The organism is Enterobacter sp. Sphag1F, assembly GCF_014193275.1.
GTDB lineage: Bacteria > Pseudomonadota > Gammaproteobacteria > Enterobacterales > Enterobacteriaceae > Pantoea > Pantoea symbiotica.
Window position 1 is genome coordinate 797916 of record NZ_JACHZD010000002.1, and the last position, 24104, is coordinate 822019.

Below are 24104 nucleotides of genomic sequence, written 5' to 3' on the forward strand. Positions count from 1 at the left end.
ATGACCACTGGCGGCCAGTCTCAAATAGGAAATGTTGATCTTGTTAAACAACTTAATAGTGCAGCCGTCTATCGGCTAATCGATCAACAAGGGCCGATTTCGCGCATTCAGATTGCCGAACACAGTCAGCTTGCGCCCGCCAGTGTCACTAAGATTACCCGCCAGCTCATCGAGCGCGGCCTCATCAAAGAGGTGGAGCAACAAGCCTCCACCGGTGGGCGCCGCGCGATCTCCATCATCACTGAAACCCGTCATTTTCATACTATCGGCGTGCGCTTAGGGCGTAATGACGCCACGTTGACGCTGTTTGATCTGAGCGGGAAATCGCTGGCGCAGGAAGATTATCCGCTGCCGGAGCGCACGCAGGAAACGCTAGAGAATGCGCTGTTCAATGCTATCAGCGCCTTTATCGCCGCGCATCAGCGGAAGATTCATGAGCTAATTGCCATCTCAGTGATTCTGCCTGGTTTGGTTGATCCCATTAACGGCATCATTCGCTATATGCCGCACATCGCGGTAAGTCACTGGCCGCTGGTTTCCAGCCTGAAAAAACGCTTTAACGTCACCAGCTTTGTGGGCCATGACATTCGCAGCCTGGCGCTGGCCGAGCACTACTTCGGTGCAAGTCGCGATTGCGCAGACTCCATTCTGGTGCGTTTACACCGCGGAACCGGTGCCGGAATCATCGCCAACGGCCATATTTTCCTCGGCAGTAACGGTAACGTCGGCGAGATTGGCCATATTCAGGTCGATCCGTTGGGTGAACGTTGCCACTGCGGCAACTTTGGCTGTCTGGAAACCATTGCAGCGAATGGCGCGATTGAAAACCGCGTGCGTCACCTGCTCAATCAAGGCTATCCCAGTTCATTAACCTTGAATGACTGCCTGATGCCACAGATTTGCCGCGCCGCTAACCACGGCGACGCGCTGGCGTGTGAAGTGATTGAGTATGTCGGCCGCTATTTAGGAAAGGCGATTGCTATCGCCATCAACTTGTTCAATCCACAAAAAGTGGTGTTGGCCGGTGAAATCACTGAAGCCGATAAAGTGCTGTTTCCTGCCATTGAAGGGTGCATTAACACGCAGACACTGCCTGCCTTCCGTAAAAACTTGCCGGTGGTGCGTTCCGAGCTCGATCATCGCTCGGCGATTGGTGCCTTTGCGCTGGCAAAACGCGCTATGCTGAATGGCATTTTGCTGCAACATCTGCTGGAAGAGTAATCACCAGCCTGCTTGTTTAGCGGGCCCGACCGGATGCAATTTATGACGATTAAAAGCGTAATCTGTGACATCGACGGCGTGTTGATGCACGACAATACCGCCGTTCCCGGCGCGAACGAATTTCTGCAGCGCATTCTGGCGAAGGATATGCCGTTGGTGGTGTTAACCAACTATCCTTCACAAACCGCGCTGGATCTGGCGAACCGTTTTGCCAACGCCGGCATTGACGTACCAGATTCGGTGTTTTACACCTCGGCGATGGCCACCGCCGATTTCCTGCGCCGCCAGGAAGGGAAAAAAGCCTACGTGATTGGCGAAGGTGCGCTGATTCATGAGCTGTATAAAGCCGGCTTCACCATCACCGACGTCAATCCAGATTTCGTTATCGTTGGTGAAACGCGCTCCTTCAACTGGGAGATGATGCATAAAGCTGCTTTCTTTGTGGCCAATGGCGCACGTTTTATCGCCACCAATCCTGATACCCACGCGCGCGGCTTTGTTCCGGCGTGCGGAGCGCTCTGCGCTGGCATCGAAACCATCTCCGGCCGTAAACCGTTTTATGTCGGCAAGCCGAGTCCGTACATCATGCGCGCGGCGTTAAACAAGATGCATGCGCATTCGGAAGAGACGGTCATCGTTGGCGATAATCTGCGTACAGACATTCTGGCCGGCTTCCAGGCGGGTCTGGAAACCATTCTGGTGCTGTCTGGCGTATCCACGCTGAGTGATATTGATGCCATGCCTTTCCGCCCGGATTGGATTTATCCATCGGTAGCCGATATCGACCTGTTCTGATCCCAGCCATCACCTCTTCTTATAGCCCTGCTCATGCAGGGCTTTTGTTTTTTATGGGGTTAAGCCTGACTTTGTTGCTCACAGCGTGACCACAAAATGAACAAAAAGGGCATTTCATTAGATATCATCTAAAATAACAGCGCATTAATTGAATAATATTCAATATTACTCGCTCCTCAACATTATTTTTATCAAAGAATCGCAATTATGCTTGCGCTAACACCACCATTTAGCGCATTTTCTTATGCATCACGCAGTCAAGGCTGCCGGACAAACGTAGAAATAACTTCACCACAAGGTGAGATCAGGAGTCAGTTATGTGTTCAATTTTTGGTGTGCTGGATCTGAAAAGCGATCCTATCGAGCTGCGCAAGAAAGCGCTGGAATCCTCTCGTCTGATGCGTCATCGCGGCCCGGATTGGTCAGGTGTTTATGCAGATGATAAAGCCATTCTGGTGCATGAACGTCTGTCGATTGTTGACGTTAACAACGGCGCACAGCCGCTGTATAACGCTGACCACACCCACGTACTGGCTGTTAACGGCGAAATTTACAACCATCAGGCGCTGCGTGCTGAATTGAGCGATCGTTACACTTTCCAGACCGGTTCTGACTGTGAAGTTATCCTCGCGCTGTATCAGGAAAAAGGCGTCGATTTCCTCGACGAACTGCAAGGCATGTTCGCCTTCATCCTGTGGGACAGCGTGAAGCAACAATATCTGATTGGCCGCGATCACATCGGCATTATCCCGCTGTATATGGGCAACGACGAGCACGGCAACCTGTATGTCGCTTCCGAGATGAAAGCGCTGGTGCCGGTGTGCCGCAGCATCAAAGAGTTCCCGCCGGGAAGCTACATGTCGAGCGCCGATGGTGAAATCTGTCGTTACTGGCAGCGTGACTGGATGGAATATTCCGCCGTTGAGCACAACACCACGGATGCCGCCGAGCTGAAGCATGCGCTGGAAGAGTCCGTAAAAAGCCACCTGATGTCTGACGTGCCTTACGGCGTGCTGCTTTCTGGTGGACTGGATTCATCCATCATCTCTGCCGTGACCAAACGCTTTGCTGCAAAACGCGTCGAAGATGCGGATAAAAGCGATGCATGGTGGCCGCAGCTGCACTCCTTCGCGGTTGGCCTGGAAGGTTCACCCGATCTGAAAGCGGCGAAATCGGTCGCAGAACACCTTGGCACCGTGCACCACGAAATCCATTTCACCGTGCAGGAAGGTCTGGATGCGATTCGTGATGTGATTTACCACATCGAAACCTATGATGTGACCACCATTCGCGCCTCAACGCCGATGTATTTAATGTCGCGTAAGATCAAAGCGATGGGCATCAAAATGGTGTTGTCCGGTGAAGGTGCAGATGAAGTCTTTGGCGGCTACCTCTATTTCCATAAGGCGCCAAACGCCAAAGAATTCCACGAAGAGAACGTGCGTAAACTGCTGGCTCTGCACATGTTTGACTGTGCTCGCGCCAACAAAGCGATGTCCGCTTGGGGCGTGGAAGCGCGTGTACCCTTCCTCGACAAGAAATTTCTCGACGTGGCGATGCGCATCAACCCGGCAGACAAACTGTGCGGCAGCAACGGCAAGATGGAAAAACACATCCTGCGCGAATGCTTCTCTTCTTATCTGCCAGAGAGCGTGGCGTGGCGTCAGAAAGAGCAGTTCTCTGACGGTGTTGGCTACAGCTGGATCGATACGTTGAAAGAAGTGGCGGCGAAGCAAATTACCGACCAACAGCTGTCGACTGCGCACTTCCGCTTCCCGTACAACACGCCGAACTCGAAAGAAGCGTATCTGTATCGCGAGATCTTTGAAGAGTTGTTCCCGATTGCCAGCGCCGCAGAGTGCGTGCCGGGCGGTCCATCAGTGGCCTGTTCTTCGGCTAAAGCGATTGAGTGGGATGAAGCATTCAAATCAATGGATGACCCTTCAGGTCGTGCCGTTGGCGTGCATCAGTCCGCGTATAAATAAGGTTTTTACTCAACAAGATAAGGGGCTCAATCGAGCCCCTTTTTTATGCAATCTGTCGTGCAACCTTTGAAATTTGCCGAATAAATCACCAGCCTGGTTACAAGCCAGACAAACAGGCGTTTTAAGGCGAAAAACGGCAAAAAAATTGTTGACGCTACAAGACTCAATACGCATAATGCGCCCCGCAACGCCGATGAAGGTTACGCGAAAAAGATGGCTACGTAGCTCAGCTGGTTAGAGCACATCACTCATAATGATGGGGTCACAGGTTCAAATCCCGTCGTAGCCACCATCTTTTTGCGGGAGTGGCGAAATTGGTAGACGCACTAGATTTAGGTTCTAGCGCCGCAAGGTGTGCGAGTTCAAGTCTCGCCTCCCGCACCATTTCAGTCTTCGGCAGCCGGATGGGGTATCGCCAAGCGGTAAGGCACTGGTTTTTGATACCAGCATTCCCAGGTTCGAATCCTGGTACCCCAGCCAATCCGGATTATGTTGTGGATACAAAGTCGACGAATGGGATATCGCCAAGCGGTAAGGCACCGGTTTTTGATACCGGCATTCCCTGGTTCGAATCCAGGTATCCCAGCCATCGTCGGACGCAGTAAGCAGTACAAAGGCTACGTAGCTCAGCTGGTTAGAGCACATCACTCATAATGATGGGGTCACAGGTTCAAATCCCGTCGTAGCCACCAAATTATTGGGGTGTCGCCAAGCGGTAAGGCTCTGGTTTCTGATACCAGCATTCCGGGGTTCGAATCCCTGCACCCCAGCCAAAAAAGACAATTTGATAAAACACCTATTGGGGTGTCGCCAAGCGGTAAGGCACTGGTTTCTGATACCAGCATTCCGGGGTTCGAATCCCTGCACCCCAGCCAAATTGCACAATAAAGCCCGCTTATGCGGGCTTTATTGTTTTCTGCGTTCGGGGATTAATCAGGAGCGCATAAATACGCTCCCTACGATCACAAACCTAATGCGTAACGCAGCACTTTGCGTTTCAACGCTCCGGCATTCTCTGCCGCAATCAGCGCCAGGTTACGTGCAAAGCGCAGCGGCGGCAGCTTATTGCTAAACGCGAAGTAGAACAGATCCATCCCACCTTGCATCAGTAAGTTGTCCTTATAACGCTGGCGATGATAGCGCTGTAGCACAGCGTCCGATGACCAGAGTTCAGCCTGGTTGCGCGCCTCGACCAACGTCGTGATCAACGCATCCACATCCCGATAACCCAGATTAACGCCCTGCCCGGCCAGCGGATTGATGGTATGCGCCGCATCGCCCACCAGCGCCAATCCCGGCATCACATACCGCGTGGCATGGCGTCGCACCAGCGGGAAAGAGGCGGCGGTTTTCACCCGAATACGCCCAACACGTGCTGGGAAGTGGGCATAAATCTCTTTCTCCAGTTGCTGGAGTGGCAAACTTTGCAGCTGACGGATGCGCGCGGGCGCGTCGTACCACACCAGCGAAGCACGACGATCAAACAGCGGCAGGAAAGCGCGCGGCCCTTGTGGCGTAAACTGCTGCCAGGTGGAATCGCCAGCATCCTGCTCGCACTCCACGCTGATCAGCATGCAGGATTGCGCATAGTTCCAACCCCGTACGCCAATGCCCGCTAACTGCCGCACACGCGAGTTAGCACCATCTGCGCCGACCACTAAACGCGCATCCAGCGTTTGACCGTTATCCAGTTGCACATGCCAGCCAGCGCGGTGCGGCTGCAAACCCTGTAAACTCGCCGGGCAGATCAGCGTGATGCCCTCTTCCTGCATTTTTTCCCACAGCGCACGTTGCAGCACGCTGTTTTCCACCATAAAGCCCAGCTCAGGCAGCCCAAGCGACGCCGCATCAAACTTCACATGCGCGTTTTGCCACTCCCAGGTTTCCAGCTGACGATAGGGTGCACAGCGCATCGCCTGCACGCGCTGCCAAACATTCAGTTGCTGCAGCAACGCTACCGAAGAGGCACCAATGGCGGAGATGCGCACATCCGGCTCGCTGCTGGCATCAAAGATTGCGGGTTCCGCCCGTTCAATCACCGCTACGCGGAACTGCTGCTGCGCCAGACCACATGCCAGCGCCGCACCGACCATGCCACCACCCACGATCACCACATCAAAATGTGAATCCTGCATCGACTCTAATCCTTCTTTTTGCCGTGAGGCCTTCCAGCATCACGTTGATAGCTAAAGTGTACCGGAAATTAGCCGCGCGATGCGATGCAGATGCGTGAAGCCTGGTAACAACAGCGTCGAAGCATTACAATACGCGCCCTGCACTTCGCTTGAATCAATGGCTAGTTCGATGACCAAAAAACTGCACATCAAAACCTGGGGCTGTCAGATGAATGAATACGATTCATCAAAGATGGCCGATCTGCTGAACAGTACGCACGGCTACACCTTAACCGAGGAAGCTGAAGATGCGGACGTTCTGCTGCTCAACACCTGCTCTATTCGTGAAAAGGCGCAGGAGAAGGTTTTTGCTCTGTTAGGCCGTTGGAAAAAGCTGAAAGCAACCAATCCCGATCTGATCATCGGCGTGGGTGGCTGTGTCGCCTCACAGGAAGGCGAACGCCTGCGTCAGCGCGCCAGTTACGTCGATATTGTCTTTGGCCCGCAAACGTTGCATCGTCTGCCGGAGATGATTAACACCGTGCGCGGCAGCAAAAGCCCGGTTGTTGACATCAGCTTCCCGGAAATTGAGAAGTTTGACCGCCTGCCAGAACCGCGCGCCGATGGCCCAACCGCCTTTGTGTCGATCATGGAAGGCTGCAACAAATATTGTACTTTCTGCGTGGTGCCTTACACCCGCGGCGAGGAAGTCAGCCGTCCGAGCGACGATATTCTGCTGGAAATCGCTCAGCTTGCCGCTCAGGGCGTGCGTGAAGTTAACCTGCTGGGCCAGAACGTCAACGCCTATCGCGGTGCCACTTTTGATGGCGACATCTGCACATTTGCTGAATTGCTGCGCTTAGTGGCGGCGATCGACGGCATTGACCGAATTCGCTTCACCACCAGCCATCCAATTGAATTCACCGATGACATCATCGAGGTTTACCGCGATACGCCAGAGCTGGCGAGTTTTCTGCACCTGCCGGTACAGAGCGGTTCGGACCGCATCCTGACGCTGATGAAGCGCGCGCACACCGCACTCGAGTACAAAGCGATTATCCGCAAGCTGAAAGCCGCGCGTCCGGATATCCAGCTGAGCTCGGATTTCATCATTGGATTCCCCGGCGAAACGCAGCAGGATTTTGAGCAGACCATGAAACTGGTTGGCGAAGTGAATTTCGATGTCAGCTTCAGCTTTATCTACTCCATGCGCCCGGGCACGCCGGCCGCCGATCTGCCCGACGATGTGACAGAAGAGGAGAAAAAGCAGCGTCTCTTCATTCTGCAGGACCGCATCAATCAGCAGGTGATGGCGTGGAGCCGCCGCATGCTGGGCACCACACAGCGCGTGCTGGTGGAAGGCATTTCACGTAAGAATGTGATGGAGCTGACCGGCCGCACGGATAATAACCGCGTGGTGAACTTTGAAGCGCCGGTAGAAATGATCGGTAAGTTTGTTGATGTCGAAATTGTTGATGTCTATGCCAGCTCCCTTCGCGGCGTGCTGGTGCGCACCGAAGATCAAATGGCGCTACGTGTGGCCGAAAGCCCGGCTTCGGTGATTGCTCGCACCCGCAAAGAGAACGACATCGGCGTCGGTATGTTCCAGCCTTGAAACCTCGAACGTTGAGCGGCAGCGCACAAAGCGCTGTCGCCTGTTTCATCCTAAAGCCCTTGCTTTCCACAAGTGCTGCCCAAATATCGTTTCTGAAGCTTGCGCCTCGGCGTAGCGCCATAAATAATTCCATAAAGATGTTGAGAGATTGCTCTTCAGCATCCGGCACACTTTTTCAACTGGCCCTGAGTGACCTTAAGGATTCATTTGAATATCGAAACGCGTGAAATCGCCCTTGAACCGGCAGATAACCAACGACTGATGAGCTTGTGCGGTCCGATGGATGACAATGTGAAACAGCTGGAGCGCCGTTTGGGCCTTGAAATCAAACGCCGCGATAACCAGTTCACGCTCACTGGCCGCTCGCTGTGTGTGGACGCCGCCGTCAATATCCTGCGCACGCTGTACGTTGATACCGCCCCGATGCGCGGTCAGATCAAAGATATCGAACCGGACCAGATTCACCTGGCGATCAAAGAGAGCCGCGTGCTGGAACAGAGCGCTGAGAGCGTGCCGGAGTTCGGCAAAGCGGTGAACATCAAGACTAAGCGCGGCGTGATTAAACCGCGTACGCCTAATCAGGCGCAGTACATCGCCAATATCTTCGCGCACGACATCACCTTTGGTATCGGCCCGGCCGGTACCGGTAAAACCTATCTGGCGGTCGCTGCGGCAGTGGATGCGCTGGAACGTCAGGAGATTCGCCGTATTCTGCTGACGCGTCCTGCGGTTGAAGCCGGGGAAAAACTCGGCTTCCTGCCCGGCGATCTCAGCCAGAAGGTCGATCCCTATCTGCGCCCGCTATACGACGCGCTGTTCGAAATGCTCGGCTTTGAGCGCGTAGAGAAGCTGATTGAACGCAACGTGATTGAGGTGGCTCCGCTGGCCTACATGCGCGGACGTACGCTCAACGACGCCTTTGTGATTCTCGATGAGAGCCAGAACACCACCATCGAACAGATGAAGATGTTCCTGACGCGTATCGGCTTCAATTCCAAAGCGGTCATTACCGGCGACATCACGCAGATTGACTTGCCGCGCAGCACCAAATCCGGCCTGCGCCACGCCATTGAAGTGCTGGCAGAAGTCGATGAAATTAGCTTTAACTTTTTCCACAGCGAGGACGTGGTGCGTCATCCGGTTGTCGCACGCATCGTGAATGCTTATGAAGCCTGGGAAACCGCCGACCAGAAACGCCGTGATCAACAGGCAGAAGAGCGCAAACGCGAAGCTATCGCAGCTCAGCTTGCCAGCCAAACCAGCCCGCAGGAGCGTTCATGAGCGCGGTGATTCTTGATTTACAACTGGCCTGCGCCGATGAAAATCATCTGCCGGCGGAGAGTGATTTTCAACGCTGGCTGGAAGCGGCGGTAACGCCGTTTCAACCAGAAAGCGAAGTCACGATTCGTCTGGTGGATGAAGCTGAGAGTAATGAGCTTAATCTGACTTATCGAGGCAAAGATAAGCCGACCAACGTGCTGTCATTCCCGTTTGAAGCACCACCGGGAATTGAACTGCCGTTGCTCGGCGATTTGATTATTTGCCGCCAGGTTGTCGAGCAAGAGGCTGCTGAACAAGGCAAAACCGTCGACGCTCACTGGGCGCATATGGTGGTGCACGGGACGCTGCATCTGCTGGGTTACGACCATATCGAAGATGAAGAAGCCGAGGAGATGGAGGCGCTGGAGACCGAGATAATGCTTGCTCTTGGTTATCCTGATCCGTACATTTCGGAGAAAGAAGACGCCTGAGCCGCTGGTTCAGGTTATTGCGCTGCTGGCGCGGATGCCGGCAGCCCCAATCCCTCATTAGAGAGAACTAAATAAAAACGCCATGAGCGACGACCATTCTCAAAACAGCGACGCACCCAGTAGTAAAAAGGGATTTTTCTCCCTGTTAATCAACCAACTGTTTCACGGTGAACCTAAAAACCGTGATGAACTGCTGGGGTTAATCCGCGATTCTGAGCAAAAAGAGCTGATCGATCAGGACACCCGCGACATGCTCGAAGGTGTGCTGGATATTGCCGAACAGCGCGTGCGCGACATCATGATCCCACGCTCGCAAATGATCACCCTGAAACGCAATCAAACTCTGGAAGAGTGCCTTGCGGTGATTATTGAATCTGCGCACTCACGCTTCCCGGTGATCAGCGAAGACAAAGATCACGTTGAAGGCATTTTGATGGCCAAAGACCTGCTGCCGTTTATGGCCAGCGCGTCTGAGCCGTTCAGCATCGAAAAAGTGCTGCGCACCGCTGTAGTGGTACCTGAAAGCAAGCGCGTCGATCGCATGCTGAAGGAGTTCCGCTCGCAGCGTTATCACATGGCGATTGTCATTGATGAATTTGGTGGCGTCTCCGGTCTGGTGACCATTGAAGATATTCTTGAGCTGATTGTCGGCGAAATTGAAGATGAGTATGACGATGAAGAAGATCGTGATATCCGTCAGCTCAATCGTTACACCTATACCATGCGCGCCTTGACGCAAATTGAAGATTTTAATGAGGTCTTTGGCACCGATTTCAGCGATGACGAAGTCGATACCATTGGCGGATTGGTCATGCAGGGATTCGGCCACCTTCCCGCTCGCGGCGAAAGTATTGTCATTGATGGCTATCAGTTCAAAGTCGCCATGGCTGACAGCCGCCGTATCATCCAGGTGCATGTAAAAATTCCGGAAGACTCACCACAACCGCAACTGGAAGACGAATAATTTTATGGCTTTAGCCTCTCTTTACTCGCAGCAGCGGGTTCGCCTGCTGCTGGCGTTAATTACGGGTGCCATTGGCACCCTTTCCTTTTCCCCCTATGATTTCTGGCCCGCTGCATTAATTTCGCTGTTTGGTCTGCAACTGTTGCTGCTGGAACGCCGCACTGCGCAGGCAGCGGCGATCGGTTTCGTTTGGGGCTTTGGACTGTTTGGCAGCGGCATCAACTGGGTTTACGTCAGCATCGCCACCTTTGGCGGTATGCCCGGCCCGGTGAATATCTTCCTGGTGATTCTGCTGGCGGCCTATCTGTCGCTTTATCCAATGCTGTTTGCCATCGTGCTCAACCGTTTCTGGCCGCGCGCCACAATCTGGCGTTTGGCTTTAGCGGCACCAGCACTGTGGCAGATTAGCGAGTTCCTGCGCGGTTGGGTGCTCACTGGTTTTCCGTGGCTGCAGTTTGGCTACAGCCAGATCGATGGTCCGCTAAAAGGCCTCGCGCCGCTGGCCGGTGTGGAAACCATTACTTTCCTGTTGATGGTGATCGCGGGCCTGCTGGTGCACGCGCTGCATCATCGTACGGTGAAAAGTTTGATTGCCGCCGCGCTACTGCTGTTATTGCCGTGGCCGCTGCGCATGATGCAGTGGTATCAGCCGCTGCCGGAACGCAGCGTTGATGTTGCGATGGTGCAAGGCAATATTCCGCAGTCGATGAAGTGGGATCCGCAGCAACTGCTGAACACGCTGCGCGTTTACACCTCATACAGCCAGCCGTTTATCGGCAAAGCGCCGATCATTATCTGGCCCGAATCAGCAATTACCGATCTGGAAAGCAACCAGCAACCGTTCCTGCGGGCGCTGGATGCAGACCTGCGTGCACGCGGCAGCTCACTGATTACCGGTATCGTGGATTCACGCGTAGAAGGCGATAATCGTTATCACGATTACAACTCTGTGATTGTGCTGGGTGGCGAGCAGCCTTACAGCTATCAGAGCCAGAACCGCTATCAGAAGAATCATCTGGTGCCATTTGGTGAGTTTGTGCCGCTGGAAGAGTTGCTGCGTCCGCTGGCGCCGTTTTTCGATTTGCCGATGTCCTCTTTCAGCCGTGGCGCCTATGTCCAGCCGCAGCTCAAAGTGTCGGGTTATAACCTGACCAGCGCTATCTGCTATGAGATCGTGCTGGGTGAGCAAGTGCGCGCCAACTTCCGCCCTGATACTAACTTCCTGTTGACGATCTCCAACGATGCCTGGTTCGGTCACTCCATCGGGCCGTGGCAGCATTTCCAGATGGCGCGCATGCGTGCACTGGAGCTGGGACGTCCGTTACTGCGCTCCACCAATAATGGTGTCACTGCGGTGGTGAATGCCAACGGTGAGGTGCAGAAAGAGCTGCCGCAGTTCACGCGCGATGTGCTGGAAGCCAAAGTGACGCCAACAACCGGCGAAACACCCTATGCCAAAGCAGGCATCTGGCCGGTGTGGATGTTGACGCTGATTGGCATTGTTATAGCCATTCTGCGCCGTCGCCATTAGTTCAGGCTGCTACGCAAACAGGCGAAGTGAATACTTCGCCTTTTTTATGCGCTGTTTTCTCTTCCTTCCGTTGTGCTTTCCCCGATTCTCTGCTGGCTTTTTACACTTATTCATCGTGCTGGCACGATCATTGCTATTTATTTCAGTGATTTTTGCAAACATCGGCTTTTGTCAGCGTAATGCAACCTTTACGCACTAATTTATGGCAATGATGCGCACTCTATTAGCGCATTGGTGAATTTTTGCCTTTTATTGGTGCGGAGCGGCTCGCAAAAAAGAAACTTTTTTGTTTCATTGCGTTAACAATTCGCTATGTTAATCACTATCCTGCGTGCAGTTGCGCTATGGGATAACTAAAAAAGCAGCACGAAATACACACAACATCACAATCTGCGCAGTTTATGTTCTGCGCGACATCCATACGAAGGAGTTGGAACATGCAGATACGCAAAGTGGCATTATCTCTTTTGCTGTTGGGAGCAGCAGCGGGAGCGGCCCAGGCGGAAGATCTCACCGGTACCCTGAAAAAAATCAATGATAGCGGCGTGATCGTCGTTGGGCATCGTGAATCATCAGTTCCCTTTTCTTACTATGACAACCAGCAAAAAGTGGTTGGCTATTCACAGGATTATTCAAACGCCATCATCGCGGCTATCAAGGCCAAACTGAATAAGCCTGATTTGCAGATTAAAATGCTGCCGATTACCTCTCAGAACCGTATTCCACTGTTGCAGAACGGGACTTACGATTTTGAGTGCGGTTCTACCACCAACAACCTGGAGCGCCAGAAGCAAGCGGCATTCTCTGACACCGTATTCATCATCGGTACGCGTCTGCTGGTGAAAAAAGGCGGCGACATCAAAGATTTCCCAGATCTGAAGGGCAAAACCGTTGTCGTGACCTCCGGTACCACTTCTGAAGTTCTGCTGCACAAACTGAACGACGAGCAGAAAATGGATATGCGCATCATCAGCGCGAAAGACCATGGCGATTCTTTCCGTACGCTGGAAACCGGTCGTGCTGTGGCCTTCATGATGGATGACGCGCTGCTGGCGGGTGAACGTGCCAAAGCCAAGAAGCCAGACAACTGGGACATCGTGGGTACACCGCAGTCGAAAGAAGCTTACGGCTGCATGCTGCGCAATCAGGATCCACAGTTCAAACAGCTGATGGATGAAACCATTGCTAAAGCGCAGACCTCTGGCGAAGCCTCAAAATGGTTTGAAACCTGGTTCAAACAGCCGATTCCACCGAAGAATCTGAACCTGAACTTCGAACTCTCAAGCGATATGCAGGCCCTGTTCAAAGCACCGAACGACAAAGCACTCTGAATTAACAACGACAACAAGGGCAGCCCCGCTGCCCTCTCGATTGCTGAACATGCGGTGCGGACAGACAGACTGTAACAGGCCGTTCCCCTGAAGCAGGATGCAAGACACCGCTCAACAATCTTATGGGTAGCCTCGCTACCCTTTTTTTACCGGAGCTCGTTATGGGTATCGATTGGAACTGGGGCATTTTTCTTGAACAGGCCCCGTTCGGCAATACGACTTACCTCGGCTGGCTGTGGTCCGGTTTTCAGGTCACCATTGCGGTGTCCTGCTGCGCCTGGATTATCGCCTTCCTGGTAGGTTCCTTATTTGGCATTCTGCGTACCGTGCCCAACCGCCTGCTGGCGGCGATTGGCACCTGCTACGTGGAACTGTTCCGTAATATCCCGCTGATTGTGCAGTTCTTCTTCTGGTATCTGGTGGCGCCAGAACTGGTGGGCGAAAAGCTGGGCATGTGGTTTAAGTCGGAGCTGGATCCAAACATTCAGTTCTTCCTCTCTTCCACTATCTGTCTGGGCTTGTTCACCGCTGCGCGCGTCTGTGAACAGGTGCGCGCAGCGATTCAGTCGCTGCCACGCGGTCAGAAAAATGCGGGTTTAGCGATGGGCCTGACGCTGCCGCAAACCTACCGCTATGTGCTGTTGCCGAATGCGTATCGCGTGATTGTGCCGCCGATGACCTCGGAAATGCTTAACCTGGTGAAGAACTCGGCGATCGCCTCGACCATCGGTTTGGTGGATATGGCCGCGCAAGCCGGCAAGCTGCTGGATTACTCCGCGCATGCCTATGAATCCTTTACCGCCATCACTCTGGCGTACGTCGGCATTAACCTGGTGATCATGCTGATTATGAGTGTGGTAGAACGCAAAATTCGCCTGCCTGGCAATATGGGAGGCAAATAATGTACGAGTTTGACTGGAGTTCGATTGTTCCCAGCCTGCCTTATTTATGGAATGGGTTAATCATCACCTTCAAGATCACCGCGATTGCCGTGGTGTTTGGCATTATCTGGGGCACGATTTTGGCGGTGATGCGTTTGTCGCCGATCGCGCCGGTGCGCTGGTTTGCCAAGCTGTACGTCAACCTGTTCCGCTCCGTACCCTTGGTGATGGTGCTGCTGTGGTTTTATCTGGTGGTGCCCGCGTTCCTGCAGCAGGTGCTGGGCTTATCGCCTAAATCGGATATCCGCCTGATTTCCGCCATGGTGGCATTTGCGCTCTTTGAAGCGGCGTACTATTCGGAAATCATCCGTGCCGGTATTCAGAGCATCTCACGTGGGCAATCCAATGCCGCGTTGGCGCTCGGCATGACGCACTGGCAATCGATGAAACTCATCGTGCTGCCGCAGGCGTTCCGCGCCATGGTGCCGCTGCTGCTAACCCAGGGCATCGTGCTGTTCCAGGATACCTCGCTGGTCTATGTACTGAGCCTGGCTGATTTCTTCCGCACCGCGTCAACCATTGGTGAGCGTGACGGAACCCAGGTTGAAATGATTTTGTTTGCTGGTCTGGTCTACTTCGTGATCAGCCTGAGCGCTTCGCTGTTGGTTACCTATCTGAAAAGAAAGAGGACGGTTTAAATGATTAGCCTGAAAAATGTTTCAAAGTGGTATGGGCACTTTCAGGTGCTGACCGACTGCTCCACCGAAGTGAAAAAAGGTGAAGTGGTGGTGGTCTGCGGTCCGTCTGGCTCAGGTAAATCAACGCTGATTAAAACCGTGAACGGCCTGGAGCCGATTCAAAAGGGCAGCATTCAGGTGACCGGCACCGAAGTGAACAACAAAAAAACCAACCTTGCTCAACTGCGCAGCAAAGTCGGCATGGTGTTCCAGCACTTTGAGCTGTTTCCGCATCTCAGCATCATTGAGAACCTGACGCTGGCGCAGGTTAAAGTGCTGAAGCGTGATAAAGCAGCCTCGCGTGAGAAAGCACAAGGCCTGCTAAAACGCGTTGGGCTCTCTGCGCACGCGGATAAGTTTCCTGGCCAGCTTTCTGGTGGACAGCAGCAGCGCGTGGCAATCGCGCGTGCGTTGTGTATGGATCCGGTGGCGATGCTGTTTGATGAGCCGACGTCAGCACTTGACCCTGAAATGATCAACGAAGTATTGGACGTGATGGTTGAGCTGGCGAATGAAGGCATGACCATGATGGTGGTGACGCATGAGATGGGCTTTGCGCGCAAAGTCGCCAACCGCGTGATCTTTATGGATGAAGGGAAAATTATCGAAGACACCAATAAGGATGACTTCTTTAACAACCCGCAATCCGATCGTGCCAAAGACTTCCTGGCGAAGATTCTGCACTGATTCCATATCCTCAAGCCAGGTGCGCATTAATGCGCACCCTACAAAATCACCTCACTTTTGTAGGGTCGTCATTAATGACGACCTGGCTACCTTTCATCAGGGTTCAAACGGCTGACGCTGGAACTGATCGTGCCCACACTCCGGGCAGCGCGTTAAGCTCTCTGGCGTATAAATCGCCCGCGTGAAGCCGCACTTCTCACAGACTAAATTCCCCAGCCCCACCACTTCGCCGCTCTGATAAACGCCGTGATGGCGCAAATCCTGAAACACCTCACGCCACTCGAGCTGACTTTTATCGGTGATATCCGCCAGTTCTTTCCATAGGCTTTCGCGGATTACGCGCAAAAACACCGAATCGCCAACCACATCAGAAGACTCCTGATAGCTCAGCGCAAACTCGTGTAAATCACGGCGCACGGCACGCATTACTTCATTCACCTCGGCGGGTGACAGCGTTTTTTTCGCCAGCAAACTTTGACGCGCCTCGGCCACAAGCGCATCAACATCGCGCTCGCCATGATCCAATCGCTGGGATAATGCTTCAATCGTTGCACGGTATTCCTGCGCCACGTTATTCATTTTGTTCTCCTTTCCGCTGCGGATACTGCTGTTAAGTTTAGCGGTTTTGTCACAATTGCATGGGCAGCAACCGGAGAAATCACAAAAGGGTGAAAGCGGCGGCGCATTCGGCAGAAATCCGGCCTGCGAGGGCGTGAAAAGTTGTTGAGGCGCAGCCTTATGGGTATGCTATGCGGATCTAAAAGTATGCTTAGCGATTTTCACAAAGGACCACAGGCAGCCATGCAAGAGCAATACCGCCCGGAAGAGATAGAATCCCGCGTCCAACAGCACTGGGACGAAAACGAAACCTTTAAAGTGACCGAGCAGGAAGGCAAAGAGAAATATTACTGCCTTTCGATGCTGCCCTATCCTTCTGGCCGCCTGCACATGGGTCACGTGCGTAACTACACCATTGGCGATGTGATTGCGCGCTACCAGCGTATGCTCGGCAAAAACGTCCTGCAGCCGATTGGCTGGGATGCATTTGGTTTGCCAGCCGAAGGCGCTGCGGTGAAAAACAACACCGCGCCTGCACCGTGGACCTACGACAACATCGCCTACATGAAGAACCAGCTGAAATTGCTGGGCTTTGGCTACGACTGGAGCCGCGAACTGGCGACCTGCCAGCCAGAATATTATCGCTGGGAACAGTGGTTCTTCACCAAGCTGTATGAAAAAGACATGGTCTATAAAAAGACCTCGGCGGTGAACTGGTGCCCGAACGATCAGACCGTACTGGCCAACGAACAGGTTATCGACGGCTGCTGCTGGCGCTGTGATACCAAAGTTGAGCGCAAAGAGATCCCACAGTGGTTCGTTAAAATCACCGCTTATGCCGAAGAGCTGCTCAACGATCTCGATAAGCTGGAAGATTGGCCGGAGCAGGTCAAAACCATGCAGCGCAACTGGATTGGCCGTTCTGAAGGTGTGGAAATCACCTTTGACGTTGCCAACAGCGCCGAGAAGCTGACCGTTTACACCACCCGTCCAGACACCTTTATGGGCGCTACTTATGTAGCAGTAGCTGCAGGTCATCCACTGGCGCAGCAAGCTGCTGCCACTAATCCTGCGCTGGCTGAATTCATCGACGAATGCCGCACTACCAAAGTTGCCGAAGCTGATATGGCAACGATGGAGAAGAAAGGCGTGGCTACCGGCCTGTTTGCTATCCATCCGCTGACCGGTGAAGAGATTCCTGTGTGGGTCGCTAACTTCGTATTAATGGAGTACGGCACCGGTGCGGTAATGGCCGTTCCAGGCCACGATCAGCGTGACTGGGAGTTCGCCACCAAATACAACCTGAACATCAAGCCAGTCATCCTGAATCTTGACGGTTCAGAACCGGATGTAAGTGCTGCCGCAATGACCGATAAAGGCGCGCTGTTCAACTCAGGTGAATACAACGGTCTGGATCATCAGGCGGGCTTCAACGCCATCGCCGATGCGCTGGCAGCTAAAGGCGTGGGCGAGCGTAAAGTGAATTACCGTCTGCGCGACTGGGGCGTTTCCCGTCAGCGTTACTGGGGCGCACCAATCCCAATGGTGACGCTGGAAGATGGCACCGTAATGCCAACGCCAGAAGATCAGTTGCCGGTCATCCTGCCAGAAGACGTGGTGATGGATGGTATCACCAGCCCAATCAAAGCCGATCCTGAGTGGGCCAAAACCACCGTTAACGGCCAGCCGGCGCTGCGTGAAACCGACACCTTCGACACCTTTATGGAGTCATCCTGGTACTACGCGCGCTATACCTGCGCCAACTACCATGAAGGCATGCTGGATCCGGCGGCGGCGAACTACTGGCTGCCGGTCGATCAGTATGTTGGCGGTATCGAACACGCCATCATGCACCTGATGTATTTCCGCTTCTATCACAAGCTGCTGCGTGATGCTGGCCTGGTGAACTCTGATGAGCCGGCCAAACGCCTGCTGTGTCAGGGCATGGTACTGGCTGATGCGTTCTACTACCTCGGCGTGAACGGCGAGCGCAACTGGGTTTCTCCGGTTGACGTCACCGTTGAGCGCGACGAGAAAGGCCGCATTATTAAAGCCATCGACAACGAAGGTCGTGAAGTGGTTTACGCCGGCATGAGCAAAATGTCGAAGTCGAAAAACAACGGCATCGATCCACAGCTGATGGTTGAGCGTTACGGTGCAGATACCGTGCGTCTGTTCATGATGTTTGCTTCGCCAGCAGAGATGACGCTGGAGTGGCAGGAATCAGGCGTTGAAGGTGCCAACCGCTTCCTGAAGCGCGTATGGAAACTGGCTTACGAACACATCGCCAAAGGCGCGACCGTGGCGCTGGACGTCAACAGCCTGAATGACGATCAGAAAGCGCTGCGTCGCGATCTGCACAAAACCATCGCCAAAGTGGCCGATGACGTGGGTCGTCGTCAGACGTTCAACACCGCCATCGCCGCTATCATGGAACTGATGAACAAGCTTATCCGTGCCCCGCAGGAGAGCGAGCAAGATCGCGCGCTGCTGCAGGAAGCGCTGGTCGCTGTAACGCGTCTGCTCTATCCGTTCACCCCGCACGCCAGCTATGTGTTGTGGCAAGCGCTGGGCGGCGAAGGGAGCATTGACGAAGCCAGCTGGCCGGTAGCCGATGAAGCGGCCATGGTAGAAGATTCGCTGCTGGTAGTGGTGCAGGTGAATGGCAAAGTGCGCGGCAAGATTACCGTTGCGACGGATGCCACGCAGGAGCAGGTGCAGGCGCGTGCTGCGCAGGAGCATTTGGTGGCGAAATATCTGGATGGCGTCACCATTCGTAAAGTGATTTATGTCCCTGGCAAACTGCTTAACCTGGTCGTAGGTTAAGTTCAGGAGGAACTGTGCGACAACTGATTATCAGGCTGTTTGTCCTGCTTGCGGTAATGATTACCGCAGGCTGTGGTTTCCACCCACGCGGCACCACTTCGGTGCCGAGTGAAATGAAAACCCTTATCGTCCAGAGCGGCGATCCCTATGGCCCACTGGCGCGAGCCGTGCGCCAGCAGCTGCGCATCAACAATGTCACCATCATTGAAGACAGCAAAGCGGCCAGCGCCAAATACCCAACGCTGCGTTTGGGTGCTGAAGGCCAGGGACGTGATACCGCATCGGTGTTCATCAGCGGTACTACCGCAGAATACTCGCTGGTGATGACGGTCACTGCACAGGTTCTGCTGCCGGGTAAAGGTATCTACCCGATCAGCACTACCGTGTATCGATCTTTCTTCGACAACCCGAATGCCGCACTGGCGAAGGATGCCGAGCAGGATATGATCGTGCAGGAGATGCGTCAGCGCGCGTCCGAGCAGTTAGTACGTAAACTGCTGACCGTGCATGCCGCGCAGGAAAGCAACAAAGATACCTTGCCGCAGCCTGAGACGATTGCACCGGGACAGAACTCACCGGAAGTGTCCTCTTCGTCAGCCACCAGTCTGCAATGATCAGGATTTATCCTGAACAACTGAGCGCGCAGCTTCGAGAGGGGCTGCGCGCCTGTTATTTTCTCACCGGTAATGAACCTCTGCTGATTCAGGAAAGCGCGGATGCGATCCGTGCTACCGCCAGCGCACAGGGATTTGAAGAGCACTTCAGCGTCACCATTGATGCGCAAACGGATTGGGATGCGATCTTCGTCAGCTGCCAATCGCTTAGCCTGTTTACTCAACGCCAAACTCTGACGCTGCAACTGCCTGAAAACGGTCCAAACGCCGCTATCGCCGAGCAGTTGGTGAAACTCTCTACGCTGCTGCACAGCGATATTTTGCTGGTGCTGCGCATGGCGAAACTGACTAAGGCACAGGAGAACAGCGCCTGGTTCAAAGCGCTGAGCGCGCAAGCGGTGTTGGTACCGTGCCAGACACCTGAACAGGCACAGCTGCCGCGTTGGGTGGCGAGTCGCGCCAAAGCGATGAAGCTGAGCGTCGATGATGCAGCAATCCAACTGCTTTGCTACTGCTACGAAGGGAATCTGCTGGCGCTGTCGCAGGCGCTGGAACGCTTATCGCTGTTGTGGCCGGATGGCAAATTGACGCTGCCGCGCGTCGAGGCCGCTGTCAACGATGCCGCGCACTTTACGCCATTCCATTGGGTGGATGCGCTGCTGGCGGGAAAAAGTAAACGCGCCCTGCACATCCTGCATCAGCTGGAGAAAGAGGACAGCGAAGCGGTGATTCTGCTGCGCACGCTGCAACGCGATTTACTCACGCTGCTGCATCTGCAACGTAATCAGGCGAAACAAGCGCTGCGCACGTTAATGGATCAGCAACGTATCTGGCAAAACCGTCGCGCGTTGTTTACTGATGCGCTGCAGCGTCTTGATGCGCATCGTTTACAGCGTGCGGTGCATTTGCTGGCAGAGCTGGAACTCAGCATGAAGCAGGATTATGGCCAAAACCTGTGGCCGCAGCTGGAAACGCTGTCGCTGCTGCTGTGTCACCGCGATTTCCCACTGAGCTTTATCGATGTCTAAACTCTACGCTCTGTTTGGTGGCACCTTCGATCCGATTCACTTCGGCCATCTCCGCCCGGTAGAAGCGCTGGCACAGCAAGTGGGTTTGAAAAAGGTCACATTGCTACCCAACAACGTGCCGCCGCATCGCCCGCAGCCGGAAGCCAGTGCGCAACAGCGCGTTGAGATGCTGCGCTGTGCCATCGCCGATCGCCCGCTGTTTGATATCGATACGCGTGAACTGGAGCGTGCAACGCCGTCCTGGACGGTGGCTACGCTGGAAGCACTGCGTGCGGAACGCGGCACAGAACAGCCCCTCGGGTTTATCATTGGCCAGGATTCTCTGCTAACGTTAGCCAAATGGCATCGCTGGCAAGATTTGCTGTCGCTGTGCCATTTGCTGGTATGTAAGCGTCCGGGTTACGCCACCCAGATGGAAACGCCTGAGATGCAGCAATGGCTTGATGAGCATCTCGCCGATGATGTGCAGCAGCTTCATCACTCACCTGCAGGACACATCTGGCTGGCAGATACGCCGCTGCTCGACATTTCCGCCACCGAAATCCGTCAGCGCCGCCATGCGGGAATCTCCTGCGCGGATTTATTGCCAGATGCAGTGATCGGCTACATCGATAGCGTTGGCTTATATCGCAGCTAAAGGCAGCATGCTATACTGCGCCGCTTCATTTTCGGCTACCTTTCTCGCATCGTTAGCCCGTCCGTAATCACCTGTTTTTAAGGGGAACCTTTTGCAAGGTAAAGCACTCCAAGAGTTCGTTATTGATAAGATTGATGATCTCAAAGGCCAGGACATCATTGCTATTGATGTTCAGGGCAAATCCAGCATCACCGATTGCATGATTATTTGCACCGGTACTTCAACACGTCACGTCGCTTCTATCGCCGATCATGTGGTGCAGGAATCGCGCACTGCCGGCCTGAGGCCGCTGGGTGTTGACAGCAAAACCGCCTCCGATTGGGTGGTCGTTGACCTGGGTGACGTGATTGTGCACGTGATGGAAGCAGAGAGCCGCCAGCTGTACGAGCTGGAAAAACTCTGGAGCTAAGACGTGAAACTGCAGCTTGTAGCCGTCGGCACTAAAATGCCCGACTGGGTTCAGACCGGTTTCATGGAGTATCTGCGCCGCTTCCCGAAAGATATGCCGTTTGAACTGATCGAAGTGACTGCCGGCAAACGCGGCAAGAACGCCGACATCAAACGCATTCTGGAAAAAGAAGGTGAAGCGATGCTGGCCGCCGTGGGTAAAGGCAATCGTATTGTCACGCTGGATATCCCCGGACAGCCGTGGGAAACCCCACAGTTGGCGCAGCAACTTGAACGCTGGAAACTGGATGGCCGCGATGTCAGCCTGTTGATCGGCGGTCCGGAAGGACTGGCGCCCGCGTGCAAGGCCGCAGCCGAGCAAAGCTGGTCACTGTCAGCGCTCACGTTGCCACATCCGCTGGTGCGTGTGCTGGTAGCGGAAAGCCTGTATCGTGCGTGGAGCATCACCACGAATCATCCTTATCATCGTGAATAAACGCCTGACAACCCCAGACAATAAATGTAGCGGATGAAATTACAGAGCAACGCCTTTCGCGATTACACTGCCGAACAGAAACTTTTTGTCCGCCGAGCATTGGTGGCTTTTGTTGGCATCCTGCTGCTCTCCAGCATTCTGGTGGTCAATATGTACCACCTGCAAATTCTGCGCTTTGACGACTACAGCACCCGTTCGAATGAAAACCGCATCAAGCTGGTGCCGGTGGCGCCGAGCCGCGGCATTATTTTTGATCGTAACGGCGTGCCGCTGGCGTTAAATCGCACCATCTATCAGGCCGAACTGATGCCGGAAAAGGTCGAAAACCTGAAGCAGACCTTACAGGATCTGCGTCCGGTGCTGGATCTGACCGACGACGATATCGATGCTTTTGAAAAAGAGCGCAAACGCTCACGCCGCTTTACCTCGATTCCGGTCAAAATCGGTTTAAACGAGGTGCAGGTAGCGCGTTTTGCCGTCAATCAATACCGTTTTCCTGGCGTGGAAGTAAAAGGCTATCAGCGCCGCTACTATCCTTACGGCCAGACGCTGACGCACGTGGTGGGCTATGTCTCCAAAATTAACGATCGCGATGTCACGCGCCTTGATCAGGAAGGCAAATGGCCAAACTATGCGGCTACCCATGATATCGGCAAGCTTGGCATCGAGAACTATTACGAAGATGTGCTGCATGGCAAAACCGGTTATGAAGAAGTTGAAGTCAATAACCGTGGCCGCGTCATCCGTCAGTTGCACGAACAGTCTCCGCAGGCAGGACGCGATATCTATCTGACGGTTGACCTCAAGCTGCAGCAATACATCGAAACCTTGCTGACCGGCAGCCGCGCGGCGGTGGTGGTGAGCGATCCGCGCACCGGCGAAATCCTTGCGCTGGTGTCAACGCCGAGTTACGACCCGAACCTGTTTGTCGACGGCATCTCCAGCAAAGATTACAAAGCGCTGTTAAGCGACGAAAACCGTCCGCTGTATAACCGTGCTCTGCAAGCTTCCTATCCACCAGCTTCAACGGTGAAACCTTACGTTGCCGTGTCGGCGCTGAGCGCAGGCGTAATCAACCGCAATACTAGCCTGTTCGATCCCGGCTGGTGGCAACTGCCCGGCTCGGAAAAGCGCTATCGTGACTGGAAAAAATGGGGCCACGGACGCCTGAACGTCACCAAATCGCTGGAAGAATCGGCGGATACCTTCTTCTATCAGGTCGCCTACGATATGGGCATCGATCGCCTGTCAGAGTGGATGACCAAGTTTGGTTACGGCCATCGCACTGGCATTGACCTGCCGCAGGAGAGCGCGGGCAACATGCCAACGCGCGAGTGGAAGCTGAAGCGCTTTAAGAAGCCGTGGTATCAGGGTGACACCATTCCGGTTGGTATCGGCCAGGGTTACTGGACCGCGACGCCGATTCAGATGAACAAAGCGATGATGATTCTGATTAATGACGGTGTGATCAAGGTACCGCACTTACTGCGCGCCACGCGTGAAGGCCAAACCATGGTGCCCTATCGCCAGCCGCCGGATGCACCGATTGGCGACATTCACTCAGGCTACTGGGAAATTGCCAAAGACGGCATGTATGGCGTCGCGAACCGCGCCAACGGTACGGCACATAAGAGTTTTGCCGATGCGCCCTACAAAATCGCCGCCAAATCCGGTACCGCACAGGTTTACGGTCTGAAAGAAAATGAAGTCTATAACGCGCACAAGATTGCAGAGCGTTTGCGCGACCATAAATTAATGACCGCTTACGCGCCGTACAATAAGCCGCGCGTGGCCGTCACCATGATTCTGGAAAACGGCGGCGCAGGTCCGGCTGTCGGCACCGTGATGCGCCAGATTCTCGACCACATTATGTTAGGCGACAATAATACCGTGCTGCCAGAAGCCGTACCGACGCCGCCCGGCTACGAAGGTGAATAACAATGTCC

21 protein-coding genes and 7 tRNA genes are annotated in these 24104 nt (G+C 54.1%); 26 read left to right on the forward strand and 2 right to left on the reverse strand.

Annotation, left to right across the window (positions count from 1 at the left end; all coding sequences use genetic code 11):
- The 10 genes from FHW71_RS09215 (at position 1) to FHW71_RS09260 (ending at position 4876) form a co-directional block, all read left to right on the forward strand.
- Entirely contained in the window at positions 1 to 1221 is a 1221-nt protein-coding gene (locus tag FHW71_RS09215) for an N-acetylglucosamine repressor (protein ID WP_176971379.1), read from the forward strand.
- Positions 1222 to 1263: 42 nt separating this feature from the next.
- Positions 1264 to 2016, forward strand: a complete 753-nt coding sequence (locus FHW71_RS09220) for an HAD-IIA family hydrolase (protein ID WP_036649098.1) — start codon at positions 1264 to 1266, stop codon at positions 2014 to 2016.
- 317 nt (positions 2017 to 2333) lie between these two features.
- Complete coding sequence (gene asnB / locus FHW71_RS09225; RefSeq protein WP_179451590.1) at positions 2334 to 4001, forward strand: asparagine synthase B; 1668 nt, start codon at positions 2334 to 2336, stop codon at positions 3999 to 4001.
- 215 nt (positions 4002 to 4216) lie between these two features.
- A tRNA-Met gene (locus FHW71_RS09230) sits at positions 4217 to 4293 on the forward strand.
- Positions 4294 to 4300: 7 nt separating this feature from the next.
- Positions 4301 to 4385, forward strand: a tRNA-Leu gene (locus FHW71_RS09235).
- Positions 4386 to 4406: 21 nt separating this feature from the next.
- A tRNA-Gln gene (locus tag FHW71_RS09240) sits at positions 4407 to 4481 on the forward strand.
- A 34-nt stretch (positions 4482 to 4515) separates the two neighbouring features.
- Positions 4516 to 4590, forward strand: a tRNA-Gln gene (locus FHW71_RS09245).
- 26 nt (positions 4591 to 4616) lie between these two features.
- Positions 4617 to 4693: transfer RNA gene (locus tag FHW71_RS09250), tRNA-Met, on the forward strand.
- A gap of 6 nt (positions 4694 to 4699) precedes the next feature.
- Positions 4700 to 4774 (forward strand) — tRNA-Gln (locus FHW71_RS09255).
- A gap of 27 nt (positions 4775 to 4801) precedes the next feature.
- Positions 4802 to 4876, forward strand: a tRNA-Gln gene (locus FHW71_RS09260).
- 87 nt (positions 4877 to 4963) lie between these two features.
- On the opposite strand, the gene ubiF is transcribed toward FHW71_RS09260, so the two are convergent.
- Positions 4964 to 6136, reverse strand: coding sequence for a 3-demethoxyubiquinol 3-hydroxylase (gene ubiF / locus FHW71_RS09265; RefSeq protein ID WP_179451592.1), 1173 nt, complete (start codon positions 6134 to 6136; stop codon positions 4964 to 4966).
- Between the two features lie 169 nt (positions 6137 to 6305).
- On the opposite strand from ubiF, the gene miaB reads away from it, so the two are divergent.
- The 9 genes from miaB to FHW71_RS09310 all read left to right on the forward strand — a co-directional run bounded on the left by miaB (position 6306) and on the right by FHW71_RS09310 (position 15612).
- Complete coding sequence (miaB, locus tag FHW71_RS09270) at positions 6306 to 7730, forward strand: tRNA (N6-isopentenyl adenosine(37)-C2)-methylthiotransferase MiaB (RefSeq protein ID WP_179451594.1); 1425 nt, start codon at positions 6306 to 6308, stop codon at positions 7728 to 7730.
- A gap of 207 nt (positions 7731 to 7937) precedes the next feature.
- Positions 7938 to 9011: a PhoH family protein gene (locus FHW71_RS09275; protein WP_008103649.1), complete on the forward strand. Its 1074-nt coding sequence runs from the start codon at positions 7938 to 7940 to the stop codon at positions 9009 to 9011.
- A complete protein-coding gene (gene ybeY, locus FHW71_RS09280) occupies positions 9008 to 9481 on the forward strand; it encodes an rRNA maturation RNase YbeY (protein WP_061717385.1) in 474 nt (157 codons plus the stop codon). Before FHW71_RS09275 ends, ybeY begins: the two co-directional genes overlap by 4 nt.
- 82 nt (positions 9482 to 9563) lie before the next feature.
- A complete protein-coding gene (corC, locus tag FHW71_RS09285; protein ID WP_008103653.1) occupies positions 9564 to 10445 on the forward strand; it encodes a CNNM family magnesium/cobalt transport protein CorC in 882 nt (293 codons plus the stop codon).
- 4 nt (positions 10446 to 10449) lie between these two features.
- Positions 10450 to 11976, forward strand: coding sequence for an apolipoprotein N-acyltransferase (gene lnt / locus FHW71_RS09290; protein WP_179451596.1), 1527 nt, complete (start codon positions 10450 to 10452; stop codon positions 11974 to 11976).
- A gap of 437 nt (positions 11977 to 12413) precedes the next feature.
- Positions 12414 to 13307 (forward strand): glutamate/aspartate ABC transporter substrate-binding protein, encoded by an 894-nt coding sequence (locus FHW71_RS09295; protein ID WP_061717387.1) that lies wholly within the window; start codon positions 12414 to 12416, stop codon positions 13305 to 13307.
- A gap of 161 nt (positions 13308 to 13468) precedes the next feature.
- Positions 13469 to 14209 carry an amino acid ABC transporter permease gene (locus tag FHW71_RS09300; RefSeq protein ID WP_008103659.1) on the forward strand — a complete coding sequence of 247 codons (741 nt, stop codon included), beginning with the start codon at positions 13469 to 13471 and terminating at the stop codon, positions 14207 to 14209.
- The gene (gene gltK, locus FHW71_RS09305; protein WP_007890689.1) at positions 14209 to 14886 is read left to right on the forward strand and encodes a glutamate/aspartate ABC transporter permease GltK; all 678 of its coding nucleotides are present in this window, start codon (positions 14209 to 14211) and stop codon (positions 14884 to 14886) included. Before FHW71_RS09300 ends, gltK begins: the two co-directional genes overlap by 1 nt.
- Entirely contained in the window at positions 14887 to 15612 is a 726-nt protein-coding gene (locus FHW71_RS09310; protein WP_008103661.1) for an amino acid ABC transporter ATP-binding protein, read from the forward strand.
- Between the two features lie 96 nt (positions 15613 to 15708).
- Here FHW71_RS09310 and FHW71_RS09315 read toward each other — a convergent pair whose 3' ends face one another.
- On the reverse strand, positions 15709 to 16191 hold the full coding sequence (locus FHW71_RS09315; RefSeq protein ID WP_007890691.1) for a zinc ribbon-containing protein: 483 nt from the start codon (positions 16189 to 16191) through the stop codon (positions 15709 to 15711).
- A 222-nt stretch (positions 16192 to 16413) separates the two neighbouring features.
- Here FHW71_RS09315 and leuS point away from each other — a divergent pair, with 222 nt between their 5' ends.
- The 7 genes from leuS (at position 16414) to mrdA (ending at position 24096) form a co-directional block, all read left to right on the forward strand.
- A complete protein-coding gene (gene leuS, locus FHW71_RS09320) occupies positions 16414 to 18996 on the forward strand; it encodes a leucine--tRNA ligase (RefSeq protein ID WP_036648255.1) in 2583 nt (860 codons plus the stop codon).
- Positions 18997 to 19010: 14 nt separating this feature from the next.
- A complete protein-coding gene (lptE, locus tag FHW71_RS09325) occupies positions 19011 to 19610 on the forward strand; it encodes an LPS assembly lipoprotein LptE (RefSeq protein WP_179451598.1) in 600 nt (199 codons plus the stop codon).
- Positions 19607 to 20638, forward strand: coding sequence for a DNA polymerase III subunit delta (holA, locus tag FHW71_RS09330; protein ID WP_179451600.1), 1032 nt, complete (start codon positions 19607 to 19609; stop codon positions 20636 to 20638). The genes lptE and holA overlap by 4 nt, the downstream gene beginning before the upstream one ends.
- A complete protein-coding gene (gene nadD / locus FHW71_RS09335) occupies positions 20631 to 21275 on the forward strand; it encodes a nicotinate-nucleotide adenylyltransferase (RefSeq protein WP_061717392.1) in 645 nt (214 codons plus the stop codon). Before holA ends, nadD begins: the two co-directional genes overlap by 8 nt.
- Positions 21276 to 21366: 91 nt before the next feature.
- Positions 21367 to 21684: a ribosome silencing factor gene (rsfS, locus tag FHW71_RS09340; RefSeq protein ID WP_061717393.1), complete on the forward strand. Its 318-nt coding sequence runs from the start codon at positions 21367 to 21369 to the stop codon at positions 21682 to 21684.
- Positions 21685 to 21687: 3 nt separating this feature from the next.
- Positions 21688 to 22158, forward strand: coding sequence for a 23S rRNA (pseudouridine(1915)-N(3))-methyltransferase RlmH (gene rlmH / locus FHW71_RS09345; protein WP_008103678.1), 471 nt, complete (start codon positions 21688 to 21690; stop codon positions 22156 to 22158).
- A 33-nt stretch (positions 22159 to 22191) separates the two neighbouring features.
- Entirely contained in the window at positions 22192 to 24096 is a 1905-nt protein-coding gene (gene mrdA / locus FHW71_RS09350) for a peptidoglycan DD-transpeptidase MrdA (protein ID WP_179451602.1), read from the forward strand.
- Positions 24097 to 24104 lie beyond the last annotated feature (8 nt).